The organism is Methanomicrobiales archaeon HGW-Methanomicrobiales-1, assembly GCA_002839675.1.
Classification (GTDB): domain Archaea; phylum Halobacteriota; class Methanomicrobia; order Methanomicrobiales; family Methanospirillaceae; genus Methanoregula.
The window spans coordinates 388,984-406,840 of record PGYM01000001.1 but is presented as its reverse complement, the minus strand read 5'-3'; the positions used below and the strand labels follow the sequence as shown (position 1 = coordinate 406,840).

General features: G+C 51.3%; 23 protein-coding genes. 3 read left to right on the top strand and 20 right to left on the bottom strand.

The window, feature by feature from the left end:
• Positions 1 to 33: 33 nt before the first annotated feature.
• A complete protein-coding gene (locus tag CVV30_02150) occupies positions 34 to 996 on the top strand; it encodes an ABC transporter (protein ID PKL70939.1) in 963 nt (320 codons plus the stop codon).
• A gap of 4 nt (positions 997 to 1,000) precedes the next feature.
• A complete protein-coding gene (locus CVV30_02145; GenBank protein ID PKL70187.1) occupies positions 1,001 to 1,786 on the top strand; it encodes an ABC transporter permease in 786 nt (261 codons plus the stop codon).
• Between the two features lie 59 nt (positions 1,787 to 1,845).
• Here CVV30_02145 and CVV30_02140 read toward each other — a convergent pair whose 3' ends face one another.
• The 14 genes from CVV30_02140 to CVV30_02075 all read right to left on the bottom strand — a co-directional run bounded on the left by CVV30_02140 (position 1,846) and on the right by CVV30_02075 (position 12,675).
• Entirely contained in the window at positions 1,846 to 2,412 is a 567-nt protein-coding gene (locus tag CVV30_02140) for a methylase (GenBank protein PKL70186.1), read from the bottom strand.
• A gap of 248 nt (positions 2,413 to 2,660) precedes the next feature.
• Entirely contained in the window at positions 2,661 to 3,425 is a 765-nt protein-coding gene (locus CVV30_02135) for a 16S rRNA (adenine(1518)-N(6)/adenine(1519)-N(6))-dimethyltransferase (GenBank protein PKL70185.1), read from the bottom strand.
• Entirely contained in the window at positions 3,422 to 3,985 is a 564-nt protein-coding gene (locus CVV30_02130) for a DUF655 domain-containing protein (GenBank protein PKL70184.1), read from the bottom strand. Before CVV30_02130 ends, CVV30_02135 begins: the two co-directional genes overlap by 4 nt.
• 12 nt (positions 3,986 to 3,997) lie before the next feature.
• Positions 3,998 to 4,348, bottom strand: a complete 351-nt coding sequence (locus CVV30_02125; GenBank protein PKL70183.1) for a DNA-directed RNA polymerase subunit F — start codon at positions 4,346 to 4,348, stop codon at positions 3,998 to 4,000.
• Between the two features lie 22 nt (positions 4,349 to 4,370).
• Complete coding sequence (locus CVV30_02120) at positions 4,371 to 4,661, bottom strand: 50S ribosomal protein L21e (GenBank protein PKL70182.1); 291 nt, start codon at positions 4,659 to 4,661, stop codon at positions 4,371 to 4,373.
• Between the two features lie 2 nt (positions 4,662 to 4,663).
• Complete coding sequence (locus tag CVV30_02115; GenBank protein PKL70181.1) at positions 4,664 to 5,896, bottom strand: tRNA pseudouridine(54/55) synthase Pus10; 1,233 nt, start codon at positions 5,894 to 5,896, stop codon at positions 4,664 to 4,666.
• A complete protein-coding gene (locus CVV30_02110; protein ID PKL70938.1) occupies positions 5,887 to 6,465 on the bottom strand; it encodes a tRNA (pseudouridine(54)-N(1))-methyltransferase TrmY in 579 nt (192 codons plus the stop codon). The genes CVV30_02115 and CVV30_02110 overlap by 10 nt, the downstream gene beginning before the upstream one ends.
• Before the next feature lie 8 nt (positions 6,466 to 6,473).
• On the bottom strand, positions 6,474 to 7,808 hold the full coding sequence (locus CVV30_02105; GenBank protein ID PKL70180.1) for a signal recognition particle protein: 1,335 nt from the start codon (positions 7,806 to 7,808) through the stop codon (positions 6,474 to 6,476).
• Positions 7,808 to 8,851, bottom strand: coding sequence for a signal recognition particle-docking protein FtsY (locus CVV30_02100; GenBank protein PKL70179.1), 1,044 nt, complete (start codon positions 8,849 to 8,851; stop codon positions 7,808 to 7,810). The genes CVV30_02105 and CVV30_02100 overlap by 1 nt, the downstream gene beginning before the upstream one ends.
• Before the next feature lie 14 nt (positions 8,852 to 8,865).
• Entirely contained in the window at positions 8,866 to 9,396 is a 531-nt protein-coding gene (gene pfdA, locus CVV30_02095) for a prefoldin subunit alpha (protein ID PKL70178.1), read from the bottom strand.
• Positions 9,397 to 9,566: 170 nt separating this feature from the next.
• A complete protein-coding gene (locus CVV30_02090; GenBank protein PKL70177.1) occupies positions 9,567 to 10,271 on the bottom strand; it encodes a hypothetical protein in 705 nt (234 codons plus the stop codon).
• A 176-nt stretch (positions 10,272 to 10,447) separates the two neighbouring features.
• On the bottom strand, positions 10,448 to 11,197 hold the full coding sequence (locus CVV30_02085; GenBank protein ID PKL70176.1) for a multidrug ABC transporter permease: 750 nt from the start codon (positions 11,195 to 11,197) through the stop codon (positions 10,448 to 10,450).
• Between the two features lie 3 nt (positions 11,198 to 11,200).
• Positions 11,201 to 12,190, bottom strand: a complete 990-nt coding sequence (locus tag CVV30_02080) for an ABC transporter ATP-binding protein (GenBank protein ID PKL70175.1) — start codon at positions 12,188 to 12,190, stop codon at positions 11,201 to 11,203.
• Positions 12,191 to 12,192: 2 nt separating this feature from the next.
• Entirely contained in the window at positions 12,193 to 12,675 is a 483-nt protein-coding gene (locus CVV30_02075) for a hypothetical protein (GenBank protein PKL70174.1), read from the bottom strand.
• 924 nt (positions 12,676 to 13,599) lie between these two features.
• Between CVV30_02075 and CVV30_02070 the strand changes: the two genes are divergently transcribed.
• Positions 13,600 to 15,690 carry a hypothetical protein gene (locus CVV30_02070; GenBank protein ID PKL70173.1) on the top strand — a complete coding sequence of 697 codons (2,091 nt, stop codon included), beginning with the start codon at positions 13,600 to 13,602 and terminating at the stop codon, positions 15,688 to 15,690.
• A gap of 239 nt (positions 15,691 to 15,929) precedes the next feature.
• Here the strand turns inward: CVV30_02070 and CVV30_02065 are convergent, their stop codons facing one another.
• The 6 genes from CVV30_02065 to CVV30_02040 all read right to left on the bottom strand — a co-directional run bounded on the left by CVV30_02065 (position 15,930) and on the right by CVV30_02040 (position 17,849).
• Positions 15,930 to 16,151: a hypothetical protein gene (locus CVV30_02065; GenBank protein ID PKL70172.1), complete on the bottom strand. Its 222-nt coding sequence runs from the start codon at positions 16,149 to 16,151 to the stop codon at positions 15,930 to 15,932.
• Positions 16,141 to 16,365: a type II toxin-antitoxin system HicB family antitoxin gene (locus CVV30_02060; protein PKL70171.1), complete on the bottom strand. Its 225-nt coding sequence runs from the start codon at positions 16,363 to 16,365 to the stop codon at positions 16,141 to 16,143. Before CVV30_02060 ends, CVV30_02065 begins: the two co-directional genes overlap by 11 nt.
• 249 nt (positions 16,366 to 16,614) lie before the next feature.
• Entirely contained in the window at positions 16,615 to 16,758 is a 144-nt protein-coding gene (locus CVV30_02055) for a 50S ribosomal protein L18a (protein PKL70937.1), read from the bottom strand.
• Positions 16,759 to 16,763: 5 nt separating this feature from the next.
• Positions 16,764 to 17,426 carry a translation initiation factor IF-6 gene (locus CVV30_02050; GenBank protein ID PKL70170.1) on the bottom strand — a complete coding sequence of 221 codons (663 nt, stop codon included), beginning with the start codon at positions 17,424 to 17,426 and terminating at the stop codon, positions 16,764 to 16,766.
• Complete coding sequence (locus tag CVV30_02045) at positions 17,427 to 17,693, bottom strand: 50S ribosomal protein L31e (GenBank protein PKL70169.1); 267 nt, start codon at positions 17,691 to 17,693, stop codon at positions 17,427 to 17,429.
• Between the two features lie 3 nt (positions 17,694 to 17,696).
• Positions 17,697 to 17,849, bottom strand: a complete 153-nt coding sequence (locus tag CVV30_02040; GenBank protein ID PKL70168.1) for a 50S ribosomal protein L39e — start codon at positions 17,847 to 17,849, stop codon at positions 17,697 to 17,699.
• Between the last annotated feature and the right edge of the window lie 8 nt (positions 17,850 to 17,857).

Genomic DNA, 17,857 nt, shown 5'->3' with positions numbered 1-17,857 from the left:
CTCCTTTTTTTGGCGATAATCTACTGGCACGGCATGAGGGTATTTATTCACTCCCGCACAAAACACTGGATTAAGGAGTGCAATCCATTGACAGGGATTATTGAAGCACACAATTTAAGGAAGACCTATGGCGAGCTTGTCGCTGTCGATGGCATCTCATTTTCGGTAAAAAAAGGCGAGGTCTTCGGGTTTTTAGGCCCTAACGGGGCCGGTAAGACTACGACCATGAAGATGATCGCTTGTGTCTCGCCCCGTTCATCCGGTGTGCTTTCGGTTTTTGGCATGGACCCGGACACGCAACCGGCTGAGATCAAGAAGCGGCTCGGCGTAGTCCCGCAGGAGACCAACCTTGATCCTGACTTCACCTGCTTCGGAAACCTCTTTACCTATTCCGGCTACTTTGACATTCCCGCACCGGCAGCAAAGAAGCGATCCGATGAACTGCTCGAATTTGTCCAGCTGCAGGAGAAACGCGATGTCGAGGTTGAAAAACTCTCGGGGGGGATGAAGCGGCGCCTTATCCTTGCCCGGGCGCTGGTCAACAACCCGGATCTGCTCATCCTCGATGAACCAACCATTGGTCTCGACCCGCAGGCCCGCCACTTGATCTGGGAGAAACTCAAGACCCTGCAGGCACAGGGAAATACGATTGTACTTACCACGCATTATCTCGACGAGGCAGCCCGGCTCTGCGACCGGCTCGTGATCATGGACAAGGGAACCATCCTTGTCGAGGGTGCTCCTGCGGATTTGGTGAAGAAGTACGTTGGCGATGAGATCGTGGAGGTGGAAACGAGTGCCGAAGTGCTCGCCTGCCTTGTGGTACACGGCATCCCGCACGAAGTGACCGGGGATACCATTCAGATCGCCACGGATTCGTCCCGGGAGGTCGCCAAGATCCTGCTCGATTCCTGCCAGCCAAAAAAGATGCTCACCCGGCTGGCAACGCTTGAAGACGTATTCCTGAAACTTACCGGGAGGACCCTTCGGGACTAATACCATGACGCACCTCTTCTCACTTCCACCGGTTTCAGTGCGGGCAGGGCGGGTCTGGTACCGCAACCTCGTGGTCTTTGTGCGGACCTGGAAAGTCAACTTCTTCCCGCCGTTTGTCGACGCCCTGCTCTACCTGTTTGCCATTGGCATGGGCCTTGGTACCTATATCAAAGAGGTCGATGGCATCCCGTACATCAAGTTCATCGCCCCCGCCATTCTCGCAATATCCGTGATGAACTCCGCGTTCTTCGAATGCACATACGGTTCCTATGTCCGCATGTATTACCAGAAAAGTTTCGATGCCATGATCGCCACCCCGCTCTCGATAGAAGATGTAATCGCCGGCGAACTGCTCTGGGGGGCCACCCGCAGCGTATTGTACGTGGCAGTCATGCTCCCGGTACTGGCCGCTTTCGGGGTGATTTCGCTTCCCCTGGCGCTCCTTGCCCTCCCGCTCGCGTTCCTGGGCGGGCTCCTTTTTGCCACAATCGGGATGTGTTTTACCGCAATCACGCCGGGCATCGATACCCTGAATTATCCCATGTTCCTCTTCATCACGCCCATGATGCTCTTCTCGGGCACATTCTTCCCGCTTTCCTTACTTCCCGAGGCATTCCAGTACATTGCCCTTGCCCTGCTTCCCCTGACACACATTGTTGCCATTATGCGGATGTTAACCCTGCCCGCCCTTTCGTGGACGATCTTTCTCCACCTCGCATGGATTGTGGCAGTAACCGCAATTTTCTGGGTAATCTCGATCAACCTGATGAAAAAACGCCTGATTACCTGAAGAGAGAATATGATCAATCTCATCGTCATCGCAATGCAGATGCATGATAACGAGTGCAATTACAAAAATATCTGGGGAACACGGGCGATATGCAGCACGTAGAGCTCTTCATCCTCGATCAGCTGGGCCACCATCACCCGGGTCACAAACCCGTGCTGTGAAAACAGGTCGCTCACTTCGTCGAGCCCGGTAAGCGATGAGATCAACAGGAGAATCCGCCCGTCCAGCGCAAGCACCGTATCCACCCCGGCAGCAAACCTTTCGATCACGTCCCTGCCAGTGGCACCGCCATCCAGCGCATACTCCAGCCAGTCATCAATCCGCTCCTCCGGCTGCGTGGGAAGATACGGCGGGTTGAAAATGATAAGATCGAACGTGCCCCGGATCCCGGCAAAGAGATCGCTCCGCACTACCTGGACACCGTCACCCCGTGCACACAGGGCTGCATGGGGATTGATGTCCGTTGCCACTACATCGGATACCTTTGAGAGCTCCCGGGATATGAGACCGGAACCGGTCCCGATTTCCAGCACCCTATCACCGGGCTTTACCTCATTAATTGCAGCATCGAGCAGGAGATAGGTATCATCTTCGGGCTGGTACACCTGCGACGGATCATGGGCCATGCGGTAACACTCGTACTATTGATATTTGCCCCGTTTTGTGATATAAGAACCCTGAATTGTTTGCGTTCTCTGTATATACCCACCGGTAGTTTAAAAGAAAAAAATCCTGATTTTTATCGAAAAAATGCTCACACAGGGGGGCATCAACCACGATCTGGAATCAATTCACTAAAATAAATCCCTTTGAGAGGTAGATTTACTCTTAAAATATCTACAAAACAGATTTGAGAGAGAGCAGTGATGAAAATTCACGCCATATTGCTGATCGTAGCAAAATCCTCTAAGTATAATGCCTCAGGACGGCTCTGGAGAATCTCCGGTGGCAGGGCAGCAATCACCCGCTTTACCCATTCAGGATCAAGCATCCCGCCAGATCCTTTAAGGCAGTTCCGGACGGTCTTTCTCCGGTGGGAGAAGAGTGCCCGGACCACATCGGCATACCGTTTCCGGTCCTCGATAAAGAAGATCGGGTCGCGGGGGAAGATCTTCACGACCGTTGAGTGAACCTGCGGGCGGGGAGAGAAACACTGCGGGGGAAGCTCGAAACACTTCTGGACCGCTGCATAGGTCTGGACCATGATCGAGAGCCTGCCGCAGTCCTTGGTTCCCGCCGGGGCAACCATCCGGTCCGCAAATTCGCTCTGGTACATCAGCACCGCCACTTTAAACCCGCAGTCGAGCAGCCTGAACGTGATCTTCGAACTGACCGAATATGGCAGGTTCGAGACAGACATCTCAAAGGACGGAAGTTCGCACTTTGTGGCATCGCCGTGCTGCACGGTCAACTGGCCGCTCTCAATCTCATCAAAAAAAGTGTCGGCGAGTTGCTCGCAGAGCTTCCCGTCGAGCTCAATCGCATGCACAATTGCACCGCGGTCCAGCAGGGCACGGGTGAGTGCCCCGTTGCCCGGGCCGACTTCCAGCACCCGTTTTCCCTTAACGTCCTCAAGATCTGCGATCCGTTTGACCGCGTTGGGATCAATGAGGAAGTGCTGGTCGTGATGTGCTTTCATTGAGTCGTGAACGCGTGATATTTGGTTTCCTTGACCTCGAGTTCTTCGATGATCCGTGCCTGGATCATCTTCTCGGGGTGGGGAATCGATTTGATGCGGGCAGAGATATCTGCAAAATCTGCAAACGGCTTCTTGTTGCGCTCTTCTAAAATCTCCCACATCAGCTTCTTCCCGATACCCGGGAGCAGGTGTAACATATGGAGACGGGGCGTGATCGAGATCGCCTTGTTAAAGAAAGCAACAAAATCCGCTTCCCGCTCCTTGATAACCTCTGCAATGACAAACGGGAGTTCGCCACGTGCAGTGGGAGTGAGATCCGCATACCCAATCCGGCGCTTCACCCGCTCGACCTTGTCCCGCTCGGAATCTCCGATATAGACCCGGTCATGGAGCTGGATAAGGACGGTTGGTTTTGGCACGAGTTCGAGCAGCTTGAACTGCTCGACACCCATTGCCTGCACGATAGGCTCCCGCTTAAACTGGGGGCGGGGGTCGTCAGCATGGCCCTTCATGAGCACATCCAGTACGATCGCGTTGATCTCTTTTTTCTCCGCCTTCATGCTATTCACACCTCAGAAGTGTGTCATCACCAGTTCGACGATAGCGTCGACTTCTTCCGGCAGAAGCGTGAACCGCTCCTTTGCGTAGATCGCCCTGACCTCATCGCGGGTCTTTGGCATGATATTGGCGATACGGTACGCAATCTCCGGTTTCATCTTTTCCAATTTGAGGAGGTCGGCTACAAGAGCCTGAGCTTTTTCCGGCGTGGTCTTTGTCAGCTGATTAGCATGTTCAATACAGCGCCGGAACTCGTATGACATCTCCTTCTCGGCGGCAACCCGTTCGGATTCCACCGCTAAAAGGACTCCGCGCATCTCGGGGAGCGTAACCTTTTCTTCGCTAATTATACCCTTGACTTTCATGCCAATCACCTAAACAGTGAGTTTACTTTTGTGCTTTTAGATGTTGTGGTCTGGAAATGACGGTCTTGTCGGCGTTACCATCGCGGATGGTAAGCATCCATGCACGTCCACGCCGACCGATAACGGTTCCCGTCTTTCCGTGGAACCTGCGGTGGGGCATACCCTTCTGGATACTTGGCTCACACACTATGTGCACCCTGTCACCTAATTCGAAATGCTGGATGACGGAGGTTACGGGCGGCAGCCCGCGCTTTCTCAGATCTTTCTTGTACTTATACCGTGTTCCCTTTCGTGGACCATTGTGATGTGCCATGTTTAATCTCCCTCCTTCATTCCTTCTACCTGTGTTACGTCGAGGCTGGTAACGCGGGCCGGTTTTTTCAGGATCTCGGCAAGACTCGGACGGGTTCTGCCAGAATCCCCGCTCACGAGCTCTTTGATGTAGAGGCCGGCTTCTCCCAGGACTTCGACAACAAATTTGCCGTCCTGTTCGCCTGCATGCTCGATCGCGAGGACTTTTCGCTCCCGGATCTTGTCTGCTCTCCGGTGAGCGACCCTTTCGGGCGTGCGCTGTTGTATTGTGACGCCCTCCAAGGTTTTTACAGCATTTGCGAACTCATCCGCAGATAATGCGCCGTCAACCTCGACCAGGATCCTGTATTTTTTATGCGCTTTGTTGGATTTAAGGGTTTCCACCTCAGCCCGGTCGGTCCAGCGTTTCAGTTCCACCGAAACCCGCCCGTCCGCCGTCCGGTTAATCTCGGCTTCAAGTGCCTTAAGGTCAAGGGTGCGCCGTTTGGGTTCAACCACTTCAAGGATGAACGGGCGCCCCGTGCCCACCATCCGCGCATCAATATCTTCCCTTCCGGCCCCATGCAGCACGGCATTGGTCCCGTCAAAGGCAGCAATGACCGGCCTGCCGATCAGCTCTTCCACGGAATCAAGATACTGGGCGCCGGTGAAATTGCACTTCTCGCATCCCTTGCCCCGGCACGCCCGGCAGTCCCAGTGCGTCTGCGGAATACCCCGCTCGAACTTCTGGTATCGGCCATAGAAGAAGACCGAGTTGATCAGCACCTCGGTATTGCCGGTAGCGGGATCGAGAATGACTACGATCTGGGGATTCTTGAAATCCACTACCTTGCCCGTGCGGGCGGAGACGGCCTTTCCCACCTCGCGGTTCACTTCCGACTTGAACGGTTCCGGCTCGGTGAGCGACAGGTCACTCCAGACCATCTCCTCGTTCTCGGCAATCAACGGGGGGACCCGGCAGCCAACCAGGAAATTATCATATTCCAGACCGGCAACTGCGGCAATAACGCGGTCTGCCCAGAGCGGGACACTGTCAAAGAAATTCCCGCACACCCAGCAGGTTGCGCTGAATTTCTTATAGGGAACATTTGCCACGATCGCTTTTGCGATCCTCAATGACCTTCCGCGTTCATCATTGCTCAGCCCGTGCGAGCGTTTGCCAAAGAACCGCCCGAGGCAGTGATCGCAGCAGTCGCCATATTCGAGGATCTTATCCACCTGTTCGTTTACGTCCATTGGCTCTTTCTCCTGTCCAGTTCGTTCTGCAGCACCGTGATCGTGTGATCGGCATGCAGGCAGTTCGGCCCCACGGAAAACCGCGGGCAGTCTTTTATGAGTAGTTCTTCGGCTTCGGTGAAGTTGAGATGATCGGAGAGCAGGAACGCATCGGGAAGGGGGCCTGCCTTCCGGATATCTGCCCCATGCTCATCCAGCACCGCAAACGTATGCTCGGTCAGGAGCCGTTCAAGGCCCCCTTTGCGCACATGAATGCCATCAGCCGCTTCGCGGAACTCATTGCCGCATACCGTATCGAGCGCCTTTTTTATCAATGCTCCGGCACTCCGCTCATCCGGGGAGAGCGAACGTACCGTTTCCCCGGAGAACTTCACGGTCTTCGGACCCGCCGGCGCACCGCAGAGCACAAGGTAGCATTCCACGTCCCTGCGGAGATCATGCGAGAGGAAGAACGAGGCATTCACGCACCGGCAGAGCACATCCATCCGCCCGCCGCTGCCCGGCAGGTCATTGAGGGAATAGCCCCCGTCAGTCCGGGCAATATGCCCGATAATCGCAAATACTGTCATATCGGGGCTCATTGCTGGCCGGAGAAACGTTTCATCAGGCGCTGCATATTGAACTTCCCGCCGCCGCCGCCCGTTGCTCCGCGGAGCCCTTTCAGGGTGCGCTGCATCATTTTGAAGTACTTGAGCAGTTCGCGGACTTCATCGGGTTTTGCTCCTGATCCGTGAGCGATCCGCGACATGCGGGAGCTGTTGAGGAGTGTGGGATCATCGAGTTCAAGGGGGGTCATCGAGTCCATGATGATCCGGTAGCGCACCATCTTGGTGCTCGTGACATCATACACCCCTTCGGGCAGTTCCATGTTGCCCATCGGAAGCATGCCCATGATCTGCTTTAACGGGCCCATCTTGTTGAGGGCTTCGAGCTGCTTGTACATGTCGCGGAGGGTGAACTTGCCCTTCATCATCGCGTTGATATCCACGTCTTCCGCGTTCATCGCCTCGGTGGCCTTCTCGTAGAGTGCCTTTAGGTCACCCATGCCGAGCAGGCGGGAGATGAACCCGTCGGCATCGAACCGTTCGAGATCCTCAATCGTCTCACCGGCACCGATGAACGCAATCCCGCTCTTGGTCTCGGCAACCGCAGACATTGCGCCACCGCCTTTTGCGGTACCGTCCATCTTGGTGATGATGACGCCATCGATCCCGATCGCTTCGTGGAACCGTTTTGCCTGCTCGCTTGCCTGCTGGCCGAGTGCTGCATCGATAACGAGCCAGCGGTGCGTGGCTTTCGTAAGATTGTTGAGATCGATGATCTCCTGGATAAGATCGGCTTCGAGAGCATGCCGGCCCTGGGTATCGACGATGATCAGTTCGTGGTCCTTGAGGGCTGCGAGCCCTTCCCTTGTGATCTTGATGGCATCCTTTTCCGCCGGGTTGCCAAAGCAGGGCACATGGATCTTGGTACAGAGCGTGTTGAGCTGGTCGTAAGCGCCCGGGCGGAATGTATCGGCACAGATCACCGCAACTTTCATGCCCTTCTTCTGGAAATAGCGGGCAAGTTTTGCGGTGGTTGTGGTCTTACCACTGCCCTGAAGCCCCGCCATAAGGATAGTCTGGGGTTCGAGTTTTACTTCAGTGGATGCCCAGACAAGCCGGACAAGTTCCTGGTACACGATGCGCAGGACATGCTCGCGGACATTGGTGCCCTTGGGCAGCTGCTCATCGAGAGATCGGGTGCGGATCGCCTTGCTCAGCTCCATAACGAGCTTGACGTTTACGTCCGCAGAGATGAGCGCCCGCTGGAGATCTTTTACCAGTTCATCGACTGCTGCACGATCGACGACCGTCTTTCCGGCCAGTTTTTTTAATGCATCTTTTAAGGAGTACGAGAGATTGTCGAGCATCAGGCACCATCCAGGAGTTCATCGACCATTCCCGCGGGATCGAACGGGATGATATCATCATAGGACTGGCCGACCCCAAGGAACATCAGCGGTTTTCCTATCGTATGGGCGATCGAGATCGCGGCCCCGCCTTTCGAGTCCATGTCGGCCTTGGTAAGCACAATCGCATCGGCACCCACCGTCTTGTCAAATTCGGCGGCCCGGATAACCGCATCGTTGCCGGCTACGGCTTCATCGACATAGATCACGAGATCGGGTTTCATCACGCGTTTGATCTTGTCGAGCTGGTTCATCAGGTTCGACTTGGTATGGAACCGCCCGGCAGTATCGGCGAGCACGACATCGATCTTGTGCGAGATGGCGTACTGCACGGTATCAAAGAGAACCGCAGACGGGTCTGCACCTTCCTTGTGCTGGATAACCTTGATGCCCAGCCGCTCCGCATGGACCGCGATCTGTTCGATTGCACCGGCCCGGTACGTATCCCCGGCTCCGATCACGACCGTAAAGCCCTGTTTGCGGAGATACGAGCCGATCTTGGCAACGCTCGTGGTCTTGCCGGTCCCGTTTACGCCGGTAAACAGGATCTTGACCGGATGGGGGTGGGTCCTGATGTATTCATTCAGGTCAAAGCCCTTGCCCAGCACTTCGAGAAGTGCCGACTTTAAGGCACTGACCACCATCGCATCCACCGATTCGCTGATCTTCCGGTGTCTCCCGACCAGGCTTTTCCGGACATGGAGGATGATGGCATCAGTGACGGGCAGGGCCACATCGCTTTCGAGCAGGGTCATCTCCAGTTCCGACAGGGCATCGGCGATACTCTTGTCCGATACGATCAGTTCCCGTTCAAGGACAAGGACCTTGACCTTGTCAACAAAAGTTGGGGATAACGTTTTTGCCGGTTCTCCCGGGACGGCAGCGGGAGCGGGGGTAGAAGGCGTGGCGACCGGCTCAGCCTCAGGGGGTGCAGCAGCCGCTCCGATACTGCTGCTTAACCGGTTTCTTGCGGCCTGCAACCGCTCCTTAAGCCCCCCAAACATGAGAAAAGACCTCGTTATTCCTCTTCCTGCGGTACACCCATCTGCTGGGACTGCTGGTACCCGAACTCAAGCCGTTTGGTGATCTCGTTCATCTGGGCACGGAGCTTTTCAAGCGTCTCGGATACCCGCTTCTGCGAAGCTTCCATCTCCATGATCCGCCCTTTTAAGAATTCCACGGCTTCACTGTTGGTTCGTTCAATGACGACTTCTGCACCGATGGCGACAAGGATCTTCTCAGGCTCGAGCACCTTTGCCCGCACGCTTGTCCCGCCACCGATCTGGAGGAGGACGGTATTGTCGTCTGCGGCAACCATTGCTTCGAGTGCCTCAATGGCGGCACTTGCCTCCATCCTGCCATTTTCGAGCAGGTTCAACTGCTCGACAAAGATCTCGGCCTGCTGCCCGTAATCCTTGAGGTATTGCTGGAGCATCATCAGTTCGCGCTGGTCCTGTTGTTGAGTATTTGTTGCCAAAATCTGCCTCCTCGTATTCGTGTCGGATTGAAAATAATCGTGACTCCGGATATGTTTGTCCTCCGGCATCATAAATACATCATGGTGATACCGGTGGGTCGGATGCCCGTTTCAAAAAAGACCATCGGTTTTGCTGGGGGACCGGATTGCTACCGCGATCCCCGGATCTGTCGGGCCATCGAACAGGAGCGGTGTGGCAATATACCCGGGGAGAACGTGATTCAATAAAAAAAGGGAGATGATTAATCGGTCTTTGCCCGCTCCGGGTAATACATCTGGTTGAGAGTATCCCGGCCCGGGAAAATTGCACCCTTTTCATAGTCGCTTTCGATATGTTCCGTATTGATCTTTCCTGGGTAGAGGGGATCTTCATATTCCGCCACCAGGGTATATTCCCGGGTATACGACTGGACATTCTTTCCTTCGGGAATAATCTTCACCAGGTATTTATTATCGCCCAGATTCATCCAGGTCCCGCCCATCTGTGAGGTGGGGTTGATCGTCATGACACTTGATACCTCAGAGAGGGGTCCATACTTATAGGTCACAGAGCCGTCGGGGTAGAATTTATATTCATATCCATAATCGATACCATTCACTGCTACCGGCCATTTGAAAATATAACGGTGGAGAATAGGATCCGCAGTTTTTGCCGGGATCGTTTCCGTGACTTGTGCGGTAACCGTTGTTTCCTGGTTTACGCTTGTATTCTGGACCTGGGTCGGAACCGACGTATCCGGAGCGACCTTTATCACCGTTGTTGCAGGTATCTCTGTTGTTGCCGGCGGGACTGTTGCCTTAACCTCAGTACCTGCCGGAGTACCCGCAGGTGCTGATCCTGTGCATCCGGCACAGACTATGGCAGCAATACAAACCAGAACGAGCAGAATCCCCGTTTTTTCCTGCATGCCCTCCCTTTTAAAAACACAGACTGATAAATCTTTCATAATTTCATTAATTTAAATTCCAATACCGGTGCACAAAATTCGTAAGATGTCGATACTGCACGAGGCGGGAACCAAAAAAAGAGTGCCCCTGTTGTCGGGCTCTTAAAAAAATCCCGTATGCCACACCCAAGAGATTTCACTCAGGAAAAAGAGGAAGACTGGATTTTTATCTCATTTCAGACGCTGATCTTCCGGAACAGGTAAGCCCCGATTCCGGTCATTGCAAGGGTAAAACCGGCGATGACGGCAAAGCAGATGACGGGGTTGATCTGCGAGACCCCGGTCAGGCCATAGCGGATACCCTCTACCCCGTAGGTAAGCGGGTCGAACATCGTAATCGCACCAAGCCACCCGGGCAGCGAGCTGATGGGGAAGAGTGCTCCTGACAGCCCAAAGATCGGGAAGATGACGAAGTTCATGATGAGCTGGAAGCCGTTCATGTCCTCCATTGTCGATGCAATGGCGATACCAAACGCGGTGAAGCCGATCCCGATAAGGACCATGAACCCGATCGCGACAAGGAACCCGGGTATCGACTGAATCGAGAGGCCGATCAGGAGCGACAGGATCAGGATCGTCAGGCCCTGGATGACCGCAGTTGTTGCTCCCCCGGCAGTCTGGCCGAGCATGATCTCCAGCCGGGTGACCGGCGCAACAAGGGTCTCTTTCAAAAACCCGAACTGCTTGTCCCAGATGATCTGGATGCCCGAGAAGACCGAGGTGAAGAGCACGCTCATGGCAACCATGCCCGGGATGAGGAACTGGATGTAGTTCTCGCCGAGGCCCGGGATATTGACTACCGAGTTCAACCCAAAGCCGAGGAAGAGCAGGAAGAAGAGCGGCATCGCGATGCTCCCGATGATCCTGCTCTTTGACCGGATGAACCGCTTCATGCTGCGGAGCCAGATGGTGTAAATAATATCCATGATCTAGTGCCTCCCCATCTTCTTCATCTGCTGCCGCATTATCTCCGTGGTACTTGCTTCCTGTTCCCGGATGGTCTTTCCGGTAAAGGAGAGGAATACATCCTCCAGTGTCGGTTTGTGGACGGAGATCGAACTGATCGGGATCTGCCGGCCAACAAGGAGCGTGACAATCGTGCTGAGGTGTTGCTCCGCATTCTTCAGGCTGATGACCACTTCACCGTCATGCGTATCCATGCGGTTGATCCACGGTTCTTTCAGCGTCTCTACAATCGCTGCGGTATCTGTTGACCTGATCGTCACAACATCGCCGCCGATCCCGTCCTTGAGATTTGCGGGCGTGTCGAGAGCGATGATCTTACCATGGTCGATGATGGCGACCCGGTTGCAGAGCCGGTCGGCCTCCTCCATGTAGTGCGTGGTGAGGATGATCGTAATCCCCTTCTCCTGGCTCAGGGTGGCAATATACTGCCAGAGATGGTTGCGGGTCTGGGGGTCAAGACCCAGCGTGGGTTCGTCAAGGAAGAGGACCGAGGGATGGTGGAGCAGTCCCCGGGCAATCTCAAGGCGACGGCGCATCCCACCGGAGAAGGTCTTGACTATGTCGTTTTTCCGGTCAACGAGCTCGACAAGTTTCAGGAGCTCATCGATCCGCTGGTTCCGGATATCCATGGGAATACGGTAGAGCCGGCCATGGAAGTCCATGTTCTCCCATGCCGTGAGTTCTTCGTCAAGGCTCTGATCCTGGAAGACGATACCAATCGATCTCCGGACGCCATCCTCATCGCGTTCAACATCAATGCCATTTACCGTGGCGGTTCCTTCACTCGGCTTGAGCATGGTTGCGAGCATGGAGAGGGTGGTGGTCTTGCCGGCGCCGTTTGGTCCCAGCAGGCCGAAGATCTCGCCCTGCCCGATCTCAAAGGATATGTGGTCGACAGCAACGAGTTCGCCAAATCGCCGGGTTAAGTTTTCTACGTGGATTGCGGTAGTCATGATCAGGTGATCCTTTGTAAGTTTTCACGGCATTGTTCGAGTACGGTTATGACCTGTTTCTCTGTTCCCGGGGGCATCTCCTCAACGATTGCCCGGATGTTGAAGAGGAGCCCTTTTACCGAATGCTCGCTCCCGCCCATGATGGCAAAGATGAGGTTCTTGTACTGGGTCATCTTCCGGTGGTGATCCCGGCCCATCTCCCGGATGGTGGCGAGCGTGGTAAGTCCTTTCTCCGTTACGGAAAAGAGGGTCTTTCCCCGGGTCTCTGTTGGTGCACCTTCGATGAGCTCTTCTTTTTTAAGCTGTTTGAGCAGGGGGTAGATGGTACCTTTGCTCGGCTCCCACGCCCCGCCGGTTGTCTCTGCGATCTCCTTTAAGAGATCATAACCGGATTTCGGGCGCTCCTGCAAGGTGTGGAGAATATAGAGCGCGAGCAGGCTCCTCTCTTTTCCGCTGTGTGATGAAAATCTGAACAGGCTGGCCATAACAATAGTCCGCTTTCGTACTATTGATCAGGTTGCCGGGTATTGGATATAAGGATTTGGCATGGGGCAGCACAGCGATGTTGCGCTTGCGAACTACCAGAAGGGGCAGGTAATAGATGAAGCGGGGGTGGGTACCCATCTTGTGCCCGGAGGGGTACCCACACCCTCCATCACTCTTCCGGAAGAGGGGGGTATCCTGCCCTGACCACCCCCCCTCCAAAGTACGAGAGGGGGTAGGGTACCCTGCCTACCCCCACTCAAAAAAGAGAGAGGGGGACCCCCTACCCCCCTGTCCCGCGCAAGACAGGGTACCACCCCCCCTTTTCCCTTCACGGGCAGACGGTGTGCTTCGCGTGGAACTCCGACGTGGACTTACCGGTTTGATCATCCGGAAAAGAAGAGGGGGAGGGGACCGCTCCCGGGTACGACAGGGGGGTACCCCCTCCCCCTCTCCAAAGTACGAGGGGGGGTATGGTACCCTACCCACCCCCACTCCAAAAAGTGAGGGGGGGACCCCCTACCCCCCTGTCCAGCGCAAGACAGGGTACCTCCCCCCCTTTGGGGCAGGTATGGGAGCACGGCTTTGCGTGGAGTCACGTCTGATGGGGGATTTGCCGGGCGGTAAAAAGAAGGCGGGGGTACCCCCTGTCTTTGCCAAGAGGGGGTACCACCCCCTCCCCCTCTCCAAAATATGAGGGGGGGTATGGGGGGCTAGCTACCCCCCCTCCAGGATTGGACAGGGGGGTCCCCCACTGAGATTAAAGCGGATGGGAGAGTTTTCTTGTCTTGTACTAGCTGAATGGGGGGTTGATGAAATGATGCAGAGAAGAAAACAATTCTCTATAAAAACGAACTCTTTAAATGAAAACAAAATAAGTTCACTTATTAATATCAGAATCTTTTTGTATATTCAGTGGGGCATAAATGACGGATAGTAATGCAATAAATACCACAGATTTTCACGAATGTCTTCTAAATGATAATGAGTTAATTGTTCGTTTGTCAATAATTACTCAAGGAAATTTAGTTGAACAAAGACGCGAAATTCGAAAAAGTCTCGTATTGGCGGGTTTAAACGAATTTGAAATTAACACTAAAATTACATTAAAAGATATATCACAAAAGATCGAAGCAATCACCAAATGTATTCTAAACGATGCTGATATTGTTTCGATATTAGAAGAGTTGATAAAAGAAAAAATCCTTGAGGATTTAGGAAATACTCAATATAAAATTACTATTAAAAAGACAATTCCTGACTTTTCTGAACTAACTCAACCTATATGGTTAGATTTTCAAAAATTTTTAATTGCACGATATCCTTCATATGATTTACATCTCCACAAAGAATTGAGGAATGTTTTTGATAATATTTTATTGCGAATTCTTACGAGATATGTAAGTTCAAAACCGCTAGATAATCAGATCGATACAATACCGATTGAAAATATTATTCCCGTCTTAAAAATTGAACTGGGAAATGCATTTTCTGTGAAAGAGGTCAGACACAAATTTGAAACAATATTATTAGAATATTTATCAGGGACCTCGAGAATCCTAACAGATTTTATTTTTAAATCATATATTGGACTTATTAATATCGATTTGGTCTCACGCGAACAAGAAATTCCATCGATTGATTTTAGTGAAAAAATTGAATTTTTATTATTAGATACAAGTTTTATTGTGCCATTGTTGTGTAAAACAGATCCCAAATACATGCTTTCAATGTCTTTATGCAATCAATGCAAAAAAATGAAAATTCCAATTTATTATACAGATAGGACTAAACTAGAAATTAACAAACTCATCAACTCCTCAAAACAAGAAACGGGTAATCTGCAAAAGGGTTCACGTGGCGCAAGTAACAATCAATTTATATTAGATTATTTGAATCAAAAAGAAAAAACATCCTGGAGTCAATATATTATTCTTTTAGATGCCTGGGAAAAAACAATTAGTGAGAACTGGAATATTAAACGAATTCCCGAAAAAATAATTCCGCCAACAAATCTAAATTGTTATAGTAAAATTAAAAATTTTATAAAAATCGCCGATGAATTCAGACACCATGAAAGAGCGGGTAGAGATATCGATTATCAACCTCGGAAAAGAAATGAATATCTATATGATCATGATGCCTATTGTATTTCCTTAATTTACTCCTATAAGAAAAATACTTCAAAACAGAATAAGGATAAATGGCAATGGTTTTTGACGTATGATAATTTATTATCATTTATAAATTATTCGCAACTAAAAGAATATGATGATATAGGCTTCGTCATTCAACCTAAAACATTTTTAAATTATCTTTTCGCGTATTCAAAAATAAGATTCAATGATATAGATATAGAAGATGTAAAAATTGCTCTCTTAAAATATACAGTAAGGCAACCTACTACAGAATTATCTTTGGATGATTACTCAAAACTTGTTTCATTAAAAGTCGATTTTGGTGAAGAAAATGCAGAAATACTAAAAGAAGTTTTTTTAAGATCTCCCTTATTAGACGAACTTCGAAAAGCTTTGCACAATGATCATGATGGCGATGCAGATTCTATTGCATTTCAAATTCTTTCAAAGCCGAACGTATCAGAATTAATTAAACAAATTGTCTATTCCGAAGAAGAAAAACAATTAGACAAAAAAGCAAAAGCACGATTAGTTGACGAATTGAGAGAAAAAACTCGAACAATAGAAATAAAAGAGGCACAAATTGAAGTTTTGCAAACCTCAAATAAACCACAATTAATAATTAATCAATCAATGAACAGCAGTATTTCTATCGATGTAAATATTCAACAGAATACCCAATATTTAATTCAACAACTTGAGAAACTCGATGCGTTTCAAAATACAAAAATTGAGCGACCCCCGGCAGCGCTTACAAAAGAAAATACCCAAAAATGGTTACGAAATGTAAAGGATGCTATAGATATTGGAAAAGATATTAGTAAGGAAATAAAAGATTTACTCCCATTAATAACATTAATTCTTTCCAATATCCATTAGATCCTATTGAATAGATAGATAATACGATAGCGAGAAAAGAAACTAAAAAAAATTACTCAGCCTTTACGGCCGTGGGTTGTGCTTGCTGCCAATCACCGCAAAGGTGCGTTCCGTTGCCTGCTTTGCATTGGGTGCCGCGATAATCTTCGTGTACGGGGCCCATTCCAGACCATGCAAAAAGGTTCCTTTAACCTCAAATAAACAGTAAAATAATAAAATGAAAAAAACGGAACCCGGTCTTACCTGAATCCCCGTTTGAAATCCTCAACCTCAATCCATGCCTGTTTGAGAATTCCAATCAGGGTGCCTTTCTTCAGTTCCCGGTGAAGAGGGACAGAGAAGACACGCCAGTCTTTCTGCACAACCACATGGCTCGAAGATTGTCGTTTGGCCTCGAATCCCTGCTTTGAAAGGTACTTGACGAGATCCTCTCCGGAGACAACCGGGAGTTTATGCGACATCCGCCACTTCGACCTTGGAGATCTCGCGGTGCAGTGCGGGGGATGTCTTATTCAGTTCTTCTCTCTGAACTTCAAGAACAAGTTCTATGGCTTCTTTGATATTGGCAAGCGCTTCTTCACGGGTCTCACCCTCGCTGATTGCGCCGGGGATCTCCACGCACTGGACCGTGAAACCTCCCTCTTCCTGGGGTTCAAGCACTACCGTATATTTCATAAAAAGTACATTATCCTTTGAGACTATACATTTTTTCTCTCAAAACAGGATATCACCATTTCCGGTTCAACGACTCCTGTCATATTCCAGAGTAAAACACATTACCTGATCCGAACTTCCGGCATGACACGCTGGAGAAAGTTCCGGGACAGATTTTTAAATTTCGTACAGCAAGTCGCACTTGACAAAAACGTAATTCAAAAATCCACGAGAAAAGAAATAAAAAAAATTACTCAGCGGTGACGAGCTTCACAGGTTGTGCTTGCTGCCAATCACCGCAAAGGTGCGTTCCGTTGCCTGCTTTGCATTGGGTGCCGCGATAATCTTCGTGTACGGGGCCCATTCCAGACCATTCAAAAAGGTTCCTTTAACCTCAAACTTCTGATTCTCCATCATCATCACTCCAGAAATCCAAATACGTCTTCAATCCTGCCAAGTTCAAACCCGCTCGTCGCGTTCCCCGCAAGGTAACCGGTATCATTGACCATGAGGCCAGTACCGATAAGCCCGCTGCCCATGTTGATCGACCCGGTACCGACCGGGATCTTCGCAACATCTTCGATCTTCTTGATCTGGGCAGCAGTAGCCCTTGGGTGCACGATAACGCCCTTGTTCGTAGCAACGCCCGCCATACCGACGGTCTTCACGCCACCAAGAACCAGCGTAATCACTTCTACTTCGAGGAACTCGCCGATCGCTTTTGCCACGCTCTCCGGAAGATCCGGGTGAACAGCGGCAAAGGTATCGTTGGCCATGATCACGTTGCCCGCGGCATTCATCGTATCGCTGAGCAGGAACACCTTGCGGTGCTTCTCCAGAAGATGGATCTCCTCTTCCGATGCGAGACCCGAGACGACAACGCCCCGGCTGTTACCCGCAACCAGCGAACCGATGATTGTGCTTCCCTGGATCGTGGTCTCAATGACCTCGACTTTGAGGGACTCCTTTACTGCATGCCTGAATTCCTCGGGGGATTCCGGCGGTATTATAGCGACATTTCCGACTACCCGGGCAAAAACCCCGATATTCGGATCGCATGCAAACGTGATCGTCCTTTCCATCTACGATTCCGGTGCAAGTTCAGCCTGAACCTGCCCGTCCTCCATCTTCATTGCGCGGACCCGGATCTTTGACGGTGGCTTCTCTGCGCCCCGGTACCACACTCTCTCATTGATGCCCTGATCAATCTTGACATCCTCGCTCTTCATGTGCTTGGCGAGATACTTCTTGATATCCTTCATTGCGCCATTGCATCGCTTCCAGCGCGGCATCCTCTTTGCATTCCGCAGAGGGATGATGTAGACATGTTCCTTCATTATTTCTGCCATAGCTCACACCTTCAGCTGGCTCTTGCGCCAGTTTCTTCTCTTCGGGTGCGCAACAACCCCACGCTTGGTCCTAACCATTACCCACTGGGGCACACGGCGGTTCTGGTCACATGCTTTGGCCAGCCGGATCTTCCTGCCTTTGCTTACTTTGCTCATTTTACTCA

Coding starts and splice junctions, on each gene's coding strand:
- CVV30_02150 (PKL70939.1), top strand. CDS start 34: ATGAGGGTATTTATTCACTCCCGCACAAAACACTGGATTAAGGAGTGC.
- CVV30_02145 (PKL70187.1), top strand. CDS start 1,001: ATGACGCACCTCTTCTCACTTCCACCGGTTTCAGTGCGGGCAGGGCGG.
- CVV30_02140 (PKL70186.1), bottom strand. CDS start 2,412: ATGGCCCATGATCCGTCGCAGGTGTACCAGCCCGAAGATGATACCTAT.
- CVV30_02135 (PKL70185.1), bottom strand. CDS start 3,425: ATGAAAGCACATCACGACCAGCACTTCCTCATTGATCCCAACGCGGTC.
- CVV30_02130 (PKL70184.1), bottom strand. CDS start 3,985: ATGAAGGCGGAGAAAAAAGAGATCAACGCGATCGTACTGGATGTGCTC.
- CVV30_02125 (PKL70183.1), bottom strand. CDS start 4,348: ATGAAAGTCAAGGGTATAATTAGCGAAGAAAAGGTTACGCTCCCCGAG.
- CVV30_02120 (PKL70182.1), bottom strand. CDS start 4,661: ATGGCACATCACAATGGTCCACGAAAGGGAACACGGTATAAGTACAAG.
- CVV30_02115 (PKL70181.1), bottom strand. CDS start 5,896: ATGGACGTAAACGAACAGGTGGATAAGATCCTCGAATATGGCGACTGC.
- CVV30_02110 (PKL70938.1), bottom strand. CDS start 6,465: ATGACAGTATTTGCGATTATCGGGCATATTGCCCGGACTGACGGGGGC.
- CVV30_02105 (PKL70180.1), bottom strand. CDS start 7,808: ATGCTCGACAATCTCTCGTACTCCTTAAAAGATGCATTAAAAAAACTG.
- CVV30_02100 (PKL70179.1), bottom strand. CDS start 8,851: ATGTTTGGGGGGCTTAAGGAGCGGTTGCAGGCCGCAAGAAACCGGTTA.
- pfdA (PKL70178.1), bottom strand. CDS start 9,396: ATGATGCCGGAGGACAAACATATCCGGAGTCACGATTATTTTCAATCC.
- CVV30_02090 (PKL70177.1), bottom strand. CDS start 10,271: ATGAAAGATTTATCAGTCTGTGTTTTTAAAAGGGAGGGCATGCAGGAA.
- CVV30_02085 (PKL70176.1), bottom strand. CDS start 11,197: ATGGATATTATTTACACCATCTGGCTCCGCAGCATGAAGCGGTTCATC.
- CVV30_02080 (PKL70175.1), bottom strand. CDS start 12,190: ATGACTACCGCAATCCACGTAGAAAACTTAACCCGGCGATTTGGCGAA.
- CVV30_02075 (PKL70174.1), bottom strand. CDS start 12,675: ATGGCCAGCCTGTTCAGATTTTCATCACACAGCGGAAAAGAGAGGAGC.
- CVV30_02070 (PKL70173.1), top strand. CDS start 13,600: ATGACGGATAGTAATGCAATAAATACCACAGATTTTCACGAATGTCTT.
- CVV30_02065 (PKL70172.1), bottom strand. CDS start 16,151: ATGTCGCATAAACTCCCGGTTGTCTCCGGAGAGGATCTCGTCAAGTAC.
- CVV30_02060 (PKL70171.1), bottom strand. CDS start 16,365: ATGAAATATACGGTAGTGCTTGAACCCCAGGAAGAGGGAGGTTTCACG.
- CVV30_02055 (PKL70937.1), bottom strand. CDS start 16,758: ATGGAGAATCAGAAGTTTGAGGTTAAAGGAACCTTTTTGAATGGTCTG.
- CVV30_02050 (PKL70170.1), bottom strand. CDS start 17,426: ATGGAAAGGACGATCACGTTTGCATGCGATCCGAATATCGGGGTTTTT.
- CVV30_02045 (PKL70169.1), bottom strand. CDS start 17,693: ATGGCAGAAATAATGAAGGAACATGTCTACATCATCCCTCTGCGGAAT.
- CVV30_02040 (PKL70168.1), bottom strand. CDS start 17,849: ATGAGCAAAGTAAGCAAAGGCAGGAAGATCCGGCTGGCCAAAGCATGT.